The organism is Endozoicomonas sp. SESOKO4 (assembly GCF_024606275.1).
In genome coordinates, this window is record NZ_JAHHPS010000404.1 from 1 (window position 1) to 1,409 (window position 1,409).

The 1,409-nt window shown below is 50.2% G+C and carries 1 pseudogene; it reads right to left on the minus strand.

Going from position 1 to position 1,409, the window contains the following annotated elements:
- Positions 1 to 1,144 (minus strand): annotated as a pseudogene (locus KDK16_RS07915) (hypothetical protein); the annotation flags it as partial.
- Positions 1,145 to 1,409 lie beyond the last annotated feature (265 nt).

The window sequence follows — 1,409 nt, forward strand, 5'->3', positions numbered from 1 at the left end:
TATCGAGTTGCTTGCGTTTTATGTTAAGGGCTATAACGTGTTTGCCGGTTTTATGGGTCAGTTCTCCGGCCTGAAGAACCTGCAAACTGAGATTGTCGAGTGACTCCCTGACCGCAGCCACTAACTTCGGGGGGCTCAGGCCGTGATCGGTAATAATGCCATTCTGGATATCAACATTATGGAGCCAGGTCGCCAGGGCCTTGAGGCGGGAGTAAACCCTGGCCCGGCTGATCCGGAAACCATTGCGTTCTTCCTCGAGCTTGTCCAGAGCCTTGGCCAGGTCCCAGCGACCGGTATACTCAATTTTAAGCCAGGAAATTTTGCGCCCGCAAATCAGCTCGAAGCATAATATGAGTATTTCCTCGACATCGTGAAGGGTCATTATTTCTTCATTGTCCCGCTCACTGGCAGTGAGAATCCGCTCAATGAACAGAGGCTCCCTGGTTTGTCCTTCATGGGGTCTGGCCACGATACCGCTTAATCTGTTTTTGAGCGCCTGGGCTATGCGCGGGTGAAGTTCTTTGAGTTCGTTATGATAACGCTCCGTGTCTTCGGAGACTTCGTGGACAATGTCACGCATTCTATGATAAAGGCCGGCCCTGCGGAATATTTCAATCTGTTCAGCCTTGCGGGCCAGATCAGGGTCACCCGTAATATCTTCAATGGCTGCTGATATCCATTCCGGGCCAAGATCGAACTTTTGCAAAAGAATACCGGCAGAGTGGATGCGACGTGCATCTTTGGCCATATTACGTTGGGCCAGGTCGCGCACTACATAAATGACTTCGGGAATTCGGTCGATGATGCTGAGCAGGTTGTTTTTGTCTTGATTGATCCGTCGGCCGTGGGTAACGTCGTAAATCAGCTTGGTGAACAGACCCAGACCAATGGCAACAATGGAATAGCCAACGAAATAAAGGGTTCTGTCCAACGGCATCATGGTGCCGTAGGCAATATAGTAGCCTGCAAAGGCGGCCAGAAGTGTGACCGGACCTGCAGTCCAGGCGTACTGCATTACAGTGACACTCCAGGGCTCCTGATGAGGAGCGCGTGCCACTTTCTCCAGCCAGTTCAAATCGCGTTCTTCAAGCTGGAGTTCGTCATCATTCCGTTGCTGTCGCCAGCGACTGAAAGGGGCGGTCATTGTCGTATATTTCGCTTTTTTTGGCAGGGGAGCACTTCTTAATTCTAAAGTCTCAGTATGATGGTTCAGTATATGTAGATTTACGTCTTAGGATAAGCGTTTTGTAATCTCTTATCTCGCGAGCTGTTAACCTTTCTCTGGTTCATGAGCCGATAGCCGCATATCTGCACAGGAAGATGCCCGACAGACTCTGTTCTTGCCCAAGTGCTTGGCCTGATACAAGGCGTCGTCTGCTTCTTTCAGTATTTTATCGAGAGTGTTGGTC